General features: G+C 72.3%; 6 protein-coding genes. 1 reads left to right on the top strand and 5 read right to left on the bottom strand.

Annotated elements, in window-relative coordinates; genetic code table 11:
- Window positions 1-232 precede the first annotated feature (232 nt).
- The 3 genes from ispG to dxr form a co-directional block, all read right to left on the bottom strand.
- Complete coding sequence (gene ispG, locus ACFVGO_RS37905) at window positions 233-1,393, bottom strand: flavodoxin-dependent (E)-4-hydroxy-3-methylbut-2-enyl-diphosphate synthase (protein ID WP_359909168.1); 1,161 nt, start codon at window positions 1,391-1,393, stop codon at window positions 233-235.
- 143 nt (window positions 1,394-1,536) lie between these two features.
- Window positions 1,537-2,841 carry a M50 family metallopeptidase gene (locus tag ACFVGO_RS37900; protein WP_359909171.1) on the bottom strand — a complete coding sequence of 435 codons (1,305 nt, stop codon included), beginning with the start codon at window positions 2,839-2,841 and terminating at the stop codon, window positions 1,537-1,539.
- A gap of 69 nt (window positions 2,842-2,910) precedes the next feature.
- On the bottom strand, window positions 2,911-4,152 hold the full coding sequence (gene dxr / locus ACFVGO_RS37895; protein ID WP_380636735.1) for a 1-deoxy-D-xylulose-5-phosphate reductoisomerase: 1,242 nt from the start codon (window positions 4,150-4,152) through the stop codon (window positions 2,911-2,913).
- Between the two features lie 122 nt (window positions 4,153-4,274).
- Between dxr and ACFVGO_RS37890 the strand changes: the two genes are divergently transcribed.
- Window positions 4,275-4,943 (top strand): NAD(P)-binding oxidoreductase, encoded by a 669-nt coding sequence (locus ACFVGO_RS37890; RefSeq protein WP_359909177.1) that lies wholly within the window; start codon window positions 4,275-4,277, stop codon window positions 4,941-4,943.
- 89 nt (window positions 4,944-5,032) lie between these two features.
- Here ACFVGO_RS37890 and ACFVGO_RS37885 read toward each other — a convergent pair whose 3' ends face one another.
- A complete protein-coding gene (locus tag ACFVGO_RS37885; protein WP_380351410.1) occupies window positions 5,033-6,475 on the bottom strand; it encodes an aldehyde dehydrogenase family protein in 1,443 nt (480 codons plus the stop codon).
- A 242-nt stretch (window positions 6,476-6,717) separates the two neighbouring features.
- Window positions 6,718-8,286, bottom strand: a complete 1,569-nt coding sequence (locus ACFVGO_RS37880) for a PucR family transcriptional regulator (protein WP_359909183.1) — start codon at window positions 8,284-8,286, stop codon at window positions 6,718-6,720.
- Window positions 8,287-8,548: the final 262 nt, after the last annotated feature.

Here is an 8,548-nt window from a genome sequence, read left to right as displayed (position 1 = left end):
GAGGGTGTGGGGGGACATCGCTCCTAGAGCGAGGACTGGAAAAACCGTCCATGGATACCATTCTGCCCACCCTCTCCTCTTTTCCCCCACCGGATGAGTGCGGTGGCGCCCTCGGCAAACGGCCCCCCCCGCTTCCGGAATGCACCGCACGGGTGCTCCCGTACGGTCAGGACAACCTACGGCTGTCAGAACAAGCTACGCGGGGTTCGCTCCCGCACAAGCCGCGCGGGGGTCACTCCCCGGCGACCACCGTCGGCGCACCCGCCTCGACGCCCGCCGCCTGCATCTGCTCGGCGAGCTTGAGCGCCTCCTCGATCAGGGTCTCGACGATCTTCGACTCCGGAACGGTCTTGATGACCTCGCCCTTGACGAAGATCTGCCCCTTGCCGTTGCCGGAGGCGACCCCGAGGTCGGCCTCGCGGGCCTCGCCCGGACCGTTCACGACGCAGCCCATGACGGCCACCCGCAGCGGCACCTCCATGCCCTCCAGCCCGGCGGTGACCTCCTCCGCGAGCTTGTAGACGTCCACCTGGGCGCGTCCGCAGGACGGGCAGGAGACGATCTCCAGGCCGCGCTCGCGCAGTCCGAGCGACTCCAGGATCTGGTTGCCGACCTTGATCTCCTCGGCCGGCGGGGCGGAGAGGGAGACCCGGATGGTGTCGCCGATGCCCTCGGCCAGCAGCGCGCCGAAGGCGACCGCCGACTTGATGGTGCCCTGGAAGGCCGGCCCGGCCTCGGTCACGCCGAGGTGCAGCGGGTAGTCGCACGCGGCGGCGAGCTGGCGGTAGGCGTTGATCATCACGACCGGGTCGTTGTGCTTGACCGAGATCTTGATGTCGCGGAAGTCGTGCTCCTCGAACAGCGAGCACTCCCACAGCGCCGACTCGACCAGCGCCTCCGGGGTGGCCCGGCCGTACTTCTCCATCAGCCGCTTGTCCAGCGAGCCGGCGTTGACGCCGATCCGGATCGGGACGCCCGCGTCCTTGGCGGCCTTGGCGATCTCGCCGACCTTGTCGTCGAAGGCCTTGATGTTGCCCGGGTTCACGCGCACCGCCGCGCAGCCGGCGTCGATCGCCGCGAAGACGTACTTGGGCTGGAAGTGGATGTCCGCGATGACCGGGATCTGCGACTTCCTGGCGATGATCGGCAGCGCGTCGGCGTCGTCCTGCGAGGGCACGGCGACCCGGACGATCTGGCAGCCGGACGCGGTGAGCTGGGCGATCTGCTGCAGCGTGGCGTTGATGTCCGAGGTCACGGTGGTGGTCATCGACTGCACCGAGACCGGCGCGTCGCCGCCGACCGGCACGTTGCCGACCATGATCTGCCGGGAGTAACGGCGCTTGGCCAGCGGCTTGAGCGGCAGGGACGGAATACCGAGCGAGATCGCGGTCATGTGCGCAGGGTTCCCCGGGGTAGAGGTGTGGTCGACCGCCCGGCCGTGACACGGCCGAGGCCGGGCGCGCTGACGATCGCGCACCCGGCCTCCACGGTACGGCACCGTCATGGCGCCCAGCACACCCGTGGTACCCGAACGCCCTAACTGATCTTCACCGGGTTCACCAGGTCGGCGACCATCACCAGCAGGGTGAAGCCGATGAAGATGCTGGCCACCACGTACGCCACCGGCATCAGCTTGGCGACGTCGAAGGGGCCCGGGTCGGGCCGCCGGAACAGCTGTGCGAACCGGCGCCGGACCGCTTCCCAGGCCGCGCCGGCGATGTGCCCGCCGTCCAGCGGGAGCAGCGGCAGCATGTTGAAGAGGAAGAGCGACAGGTTGATGCCGGCCAGCAGGTTCACGAAGAACGCGATCCGCTGGGTGCCGGGGATGTCGAGCGAGAAGACCTCGCCGCTGACCCGGGCGGCGCCGACCATGCCGATCGGCGAGTCCGGATCGCGCGGGGCGTCGCCGACGACCGCGTTCCACAGCCCCGGGATCTTGCCCGGCAACGCGATCAGCGACTTCACCCCGTTCTCGGTCATGTCGTACATCCGGTCGACCGACTGCCCGAATCCCAGCCGGACCACACCACTCGCGGGAGTGAATCCGAGGAACCCGGCCTGGACGCTCTGGCCCTTGAGCGGGACGCCGTTGCCGTCGTACTTCTGGACGTCGTTGACCGCGATGGTCGGGTTGAGGGTGAGCTGCTCCCCGGCCCGCTCGACCACGACCGGCACGGTCCGGCCGGCCGACTCGCGGATGTCCGCCTGGAGCTGGTCGTAGCTGTGGATCCGGTCGCCGTCGAAGGAGAGGATCCGGTCGCCCGCCCTGAGCCCGGCCTGGGCGGCCGGGGTCTGCGGGGCGCCCTCCGGGCAGGTGTCCCGGGGCTGGCCGACCTTGACCACGCACTTCTCGACCGAGCTGACCGTCGGCACGCTCATGTTGACGCCGAAGCCCATCATGACGGTCAGGAAGAGCCCGAACGCCAGGATCAGGTTCATGAACGGACCGGCGAACATGACGATCATGCGCTTCCAGGGCTTGCGGGTGTAGAAGAGCCGGCTCTCGTCACCCTCCTGGATCTCCTCGTAGGAGGCCTCGCGGGCGTCCTCGATCATGGTTCGCCAGGGCGAACTGCTGCGCTTGGTGATCCGGCCGTCCTCGCCCGGCGGGAACATCCCGATCATCCGGATGTACCCGCCGAACGGGATCGCCTTGATGCCGTACTCGGTCTCGCCCTTCCGGCGCGACCAGAGGGTCGGGCCGAAGCCGACCATGTACTGCGGCACCCGGATGCCGAACAGCTTGGCCGTGGAGAGGTGGCCGAGTTCGTGCCAGGCGATCGAGATGAGCAGCCCGATGACGAAGACCAGGATGCCGACCACCGTCAAAACCGTTGCCACCGTTGGTCCTCCGTCATGCCGCTCCGCTCATCGTCTCGTCCTACCGCAATCGGGGCCATCGGCCGACCGTCAGCCGGCCGCCAGCTCGCGGGCCCGGGCGCGCGCCCAGTCCTCCGCGTGCAGGACGTCCTCCACCGTCAGGGAAGTTCCCGCCACCGCGGCGCCGTCCCGCTGACCGTGCTCGGCCACGACCTTGGCAACAGTGTCCACGATTCCCGTGAAAGCGAGGCGGCCCTTCAGAAATGCCTCCACGCACTCCTCGTTCGCCGCGTTGAAGACCGCCGGGAAGGTGGCGCCCAGGGCGCCCACCTCGCGGGCCAGCTCGACCGCCGGGAAGGCCTCGTCGTCCAACGGGAAGAACTCCCACGTGGCGGCCCTGGTCCAGTCGCAGGCGGGAGCGGCGTCCGGCACCCGGTCCGGCCAGCCCAGGCCCAGCGCGATCGGCATCCGCATGTCCGGCGGGCTCGCCTGGGCCAGGGTCGAACCGTCGGTGAACTCCACCATCGAGTGCACCACCGACTGCGGATGGACGACGACCTCGATCCGGTCGAACGGCACGTCGTACAGCAGGTGCGCCTCGATCACCTCCAGGCCCTTGTTCACCAGGGTGGCCGAGTTGATCGTGACGACCGGGCCCATCGACCAGGTCGGGTGCGCCAGCGCGTCCTGCGGGGTCACCCCGGCCAGCTGCTCCCGGGTGCGGTTGCGGAACGGGCCGCCGCTGGCGGTGACCACCAGCTTGCGCACCTCGGCCCGGGTCCCGCCGGCCAGCGCCTGGAACAGCGCGGCGTGCTCGGAGTCCACCGGCACGATCTGGCCCGGCTTCGCCACCGCCCTCACCAGCGGACCGCCGACGATCAGCGACTCCTTGTTGGCCAGCACCAGCACCCGGCCCGCCTCCAGCGCGGCCAGCGTCGGCCGCAGGCCGATCGAACCGGTGATGCCGTTCAGCACCGAGTGGCACTCCAGGGCGGCCAGCTCGGTCGCCGCGTCCGGACCCACCAGCACGGTCGGCAGCGGACCGCCCGCCGCCTTCGCGGCCAGCGCCTCGCGCAGCGCCGGCTCGGCCGCCGGATCGGCCACCGCCACGGTGTGCACGCCCAGCCGCACCGCCTGCTCGGCGAGCAGCTCCACCCGGCCGCCCGCCGCCGACAGCGCGACCACCCGGAAGCGGTCCGGGTTGCGGAGCACCACATCGATCGCCTGGGTGCCGATCGAACCGGTGGAACCCAGGATCACCAGCTCCCGGGGGCCGGAGGGGTCCGCCACGGTGGGCGTGAAGCGCAGCTGCGGGTGGGCGAGCGAAGTCATGCGCCCATTGTGTCCTGTCCGCGGCACCGCCCCGGACCTCTTGTGTCCTGTCCGCGGCACCGCCCCGGACTTCCCCGGACCTCCCCGGGCCGCCCGGCCCGTCCCGGGCTACCGTCGGAACCATGCGTACCGTCATCGCCGGGGGCCACGGACAGATCGCGCTCCGACTGGAACGGCTGCTCGCCGCCCGCGGCGAACGCCCGGCCGGCATCATCCGCCGCCCCGAACAGGCCCGGGACCTCGTCGACGCCGGCGCCGAACCACTGCTGCTCGACCTGGAGGCCGCCACCGCCACGCAGCTCGCCGGACTGCTGACCGGCGCCGACGCGGTCGTCTTCGCCGCCGGCGCCGGACCGGGCAGCGGCGCCGCCCGCAAGAACACCGTGGACCGGGACGCCGCCGTACTGCTCGCCGACGCCGCCGAACTCGCCGGGATCCGCCGGTACCTGATGGTCTCGGCGATGGCCGCCGACGCCGCGGCGCACCACCCCGCCGACGAGGTCTTCGAGACCTACCTGCGGGCCAAGGGCGCCGCCGACGACGCCGTCCGGGCCCGCACCGGCCTGGACTGGACCGTGCTGCGCCCCGGGCGGCTCACCGACGGCCCCGGCACCGGCCTGGTCCGGCTCGCCCCCTCGGTCGACCGCGGCGCGGTCGACCGGGCCGACGTCGCCGCCGTCCTGGCCGCCCTGCTGCACGAGCCCGGCACCGCCGGACTGACCCTGGAACTGGTCTCCGGGAACGTCGCCGTCGAGGAGGCCGTCGCCGCGGCCGCCGGGCACGACGGCTGAGCCCGCGCGGGGACGCGAAACGCCGGGAGGGCCCGGTTCGGCGAACCGGGCCCTCCCACCGCAGCGCTACGGCACTGCCACGACGTCGCTCAGAGGTCGAGGCCGGTCAGGACCATGACCTTCTCGACGGTGTAGTCGTCCATCGCGTACTTGACGCCCTCACGGCCGACACCGGAGTCCTTGACGCCGCCGTACGGCATCTGGTCGGCGCGGTAGGACGGCGCGTCGCCGATGATCACACCGCCGACCTCCAGCTCCCGGTGGGCGCGGAAGGCGGTCTGCAGGTCGTGGGTGAACACACCCGCCTGGAGGCCGAACGCGGAGTCGTTGACCGCCGCGAAGGCCTCGTCCACGCCGTCCACCTTGTGCAGCGACAGCACCGGGCCGAACACCTCGGCCTTGGCCAGGATGGCGTCCCCGGGCAGGTCGGCCAGCACGGTCGGGGCGTAGGTCGCACCCTCGCGGGAGCCGCCGGTGAGCACCTTGGCGCCCTTGGCGACCGCGTCCTCGACCCAGGACTCGACGCGCTTCGCGGCGTTCTCGTCGATCAGCGGGCCGACGTCGGTCGCGTCGTCGCCCGGGTCACCGGTGACCTGCGCCTTGACCTTCGCGACGACCTTCTCCACCAGCGCGTCGTACACCGAGGCGTCGGCGATCACCCGCTGCACCGAGATGCACGACTGGCCGCCCTGGTAGTTCGCGAACATCGCGATCCGGGTGGCCGCCCAGTCCAGGTCGGCCTCCGAGGACCAGTCGGCGAGCACCACGGCCGCGGCGTTGCCGCCGAGCTCCAGGGTGCAGTGCTTGCGCGGCACCGAGTCCATGATCTGGTAGCCGACCTTGTCCGAACCGGTGAAGGAGATCACCGGCAGGCGCTCGTCCTGCACCAGGGCCGGCATCCGGTCGTTCGGCACGGTCAGGATCGACCAGGAGCCGACCGGCAGGTCGGTCTCGGCCAGGATCTCGCCCAGCACCATCGCCGACAGCGGGGTCGACGGAGCCGGCTTCAGGATGATCGGGGCACCGACCGCGATCGCCGGGGCGACCTTGTGGGCGACCAGGTTCAACGGGAAGTTGAACGGGGCGATCCCGAGCACCACGCCGCGCGGGAAACGGCGCACCACCGCGAAGCGGCCCACGCCGCCCGGGTCGGTGTCCAGGCGCATGGTCTCGCCGTTGGTGCGACGCGCCTCCTCGGCGGCCCAGCGGAAGACCGACACCGCACGGCCGATCTCACCGCGGGCCCACTTGATCGGCTTGCCGTTCTCGGCGCTGACCAGCTGGGCGAGCTCCTCGGTGCGCTCGGCCAGCCGCTTGGCCACGTGGTCCAGGGCGGCGGCACGCTGGTGCGCCGGAGTCGCGGCGAACACCGGCAGCGCGGCGACGGCGGCGTCCAGCGCCTCCTCGACCTGGGCCTCGGTCGGGATGCTCACCCTGCCGACCAGACGGCCGTCCCAGCTGTTGTGCACCTCGAAGTCGGCGTCACCGCTCGCCCGGCGGCCGGCGAGCCAGAAATCGTACGTGGTGGTCACCGTGGTACCGGCCCTCTCCTCGTCTGTCCTACGGCCCACGGACGTGGGACCCGGATTTGAGGGTAGGCGGGGCGGCGCGCCGACCGGATTGGCCGACTAGGAGCGTTCGCCCCCGGGGCCACTCCACCACGTCCTACCGGGGCCCGGTCGGCGTCCCACCGGAGCCTCGTCCGCCGCCCGCCGCCCGCCGCGTGAGCCGCCCGCCTCGTCCGCCGCGTGAACCGCCCGTGCCACCCCGTACGTCACTCCTCGCCGGAACGCAGCGCCAGCCACAGCTCCATCCGCACGTCCGTGTCGTCCAGCGAGCGCCCAAGCAGCTCCTCGACCCGGCGCATCCGGTAGCGCAGCGTGTGCCGGTGCACCCCCAGGTCCGCCGCCGCCGCGTCCCACTGGCCGTGCCGGGACAACCACGCCCGCAACGACGCCACCAGATCCCCGCGGGCCGTCCGGTCGTGCTCCCGCAACGGCCGCAGCAACCCCTCCGCGAAGGCCGTCACCGCGTCCTCGCCCAGCAGCGGCAGCAGCGACCCCGCGCCGACCTCCTCGTGGTCCACCGACCGGCGGCCGCCGCGCAACGCCACCGCCAACGCCCGCTCGGCCTGCGCGTGCGCCGTCCCGGCCTCCTCCAGCGCGGCCGGCGCCGAGACACCCAACGACAGGCCCTCGTGCTCCTCCACCGTGCCCAGACAAGCCCGGTGCACAGCGCCGTTGTCCAACGCCAGCACCATCAGCCGCTGCCCGTGCGCACCGTCCTCCCGCGCCACCAGCAGCTTCTCCCCCACCCGGGCGCCCGCCTGCTCGGCCCGGTCGCCCAGCTCCCCGAGCGCCTCCGCGGCATCCGCGTTCGCCGGCCCCGCCCCCGCCACCAGAACCCGTATCGTCCCCTCCGGCAGCCCCCCGAACAACCCCACCGCCACCTGGCGGGCCGTCGCCACCTCACCGGCCAGCACCATCCGCAGCAGCGCCGCGCCCATCCGCTCCTCGGCCTGCCGCAGCTCCCGCGACCGCTCCAGGGTGAGGGTCAGCAACGCCACCGCCGCGTTCAGCACATACCGCTCGGTCGGCGTGATCCGGTCCTCGGTCCCGACCGCCAGGAAGCCCCGGGCCCGCCGGTCCGCCCCCAGCGACTGGACCACCACGTAGTCCTCGTCCGCCGTGTCTATCCCCGGCGCGCGCCCCTGCAACGCCGCACTCGACGGCGCCGGCCGCCGACGCAGCCGGTCCACCTCCGCCGCCAGCCGCCCCGCCCGGCGCGCCGCCCAGTCCGGCGCCACCACCGACAACGCGCCCGACCCGTCGTACAGCGCCGCCCAACCCCCCAGCCGGGCCGCCAGCCGACGCACCACCGCCGTCGTACCGTCCTTGCCGAGCGCCGCCCGGGTCAGCTCCTCCTGCGCCTCGAAGCTGGTCGTCACCGCCTCGTACTGCTCCGCGGCCAGCGCCGCCGACACCACCTTGCTGATCGCGATGAACGGCGTCGGCTCCGGCACCCGCAACAGCGGCAGCCCCCGCTGCGCCGCCGCGTCCACCAGCGGCTGTGGCACCTCCGTGTGCGACAACCCCACCCCCAGCCCCAGCCCGACCACCCCCGCGTCGGCCAACCGGTGCACATACGCCTGCAACTGCGCCGCCGTACGGCCCAGCTTGATACCGGTGGTGAGCAGCAGCTCGCCACCCTCCAGGAACGGCGTCGGATCGTCCAGCTCACTGGTGTGCACCCAGCGGACCGGACGTTCCAGGTGATCCGCACCGGCGAGGACCGTCAGATGGAGCGACGTGTTACGGACGACGGAGGCGAGTGTGGGGGGCATGGCACCTTCGAAGGATCGACCTGACCGCGCCGTTGCGGCCGGGCGAGGAGAGGGACGTGGGACTGGTGAGGGTCTCTCCCCTTCATTATGGACGCCCCGGACAACCCGCACTGCCGAATCCACCTCGAAGGCGACTTCCCCGGCAGCCCGCCGTCAACCCCGGAGATCCACCAGCAACGGCGGCACCTGCTCCCCCGACACCGCCGTCAACGACACCACCGCATGCCCCGCCGGCAGCGCGTGCGCCAGATCCGACGGCGAC

Source organism: Kitasatospora sp. NPDC057738 (assembly GCF_042798815.1).
In the GTDB taxonomy this organism is placed as follows: Bacteria; Actinomycetota; Actinomycetes; order Streptomycetales; family Streptomycetaceae; genus Kitasatospora; species Kitasatospora lactacystinica.
This window is presented reverse-complemented; position numbering and strand designations above follow the sequence as displayed.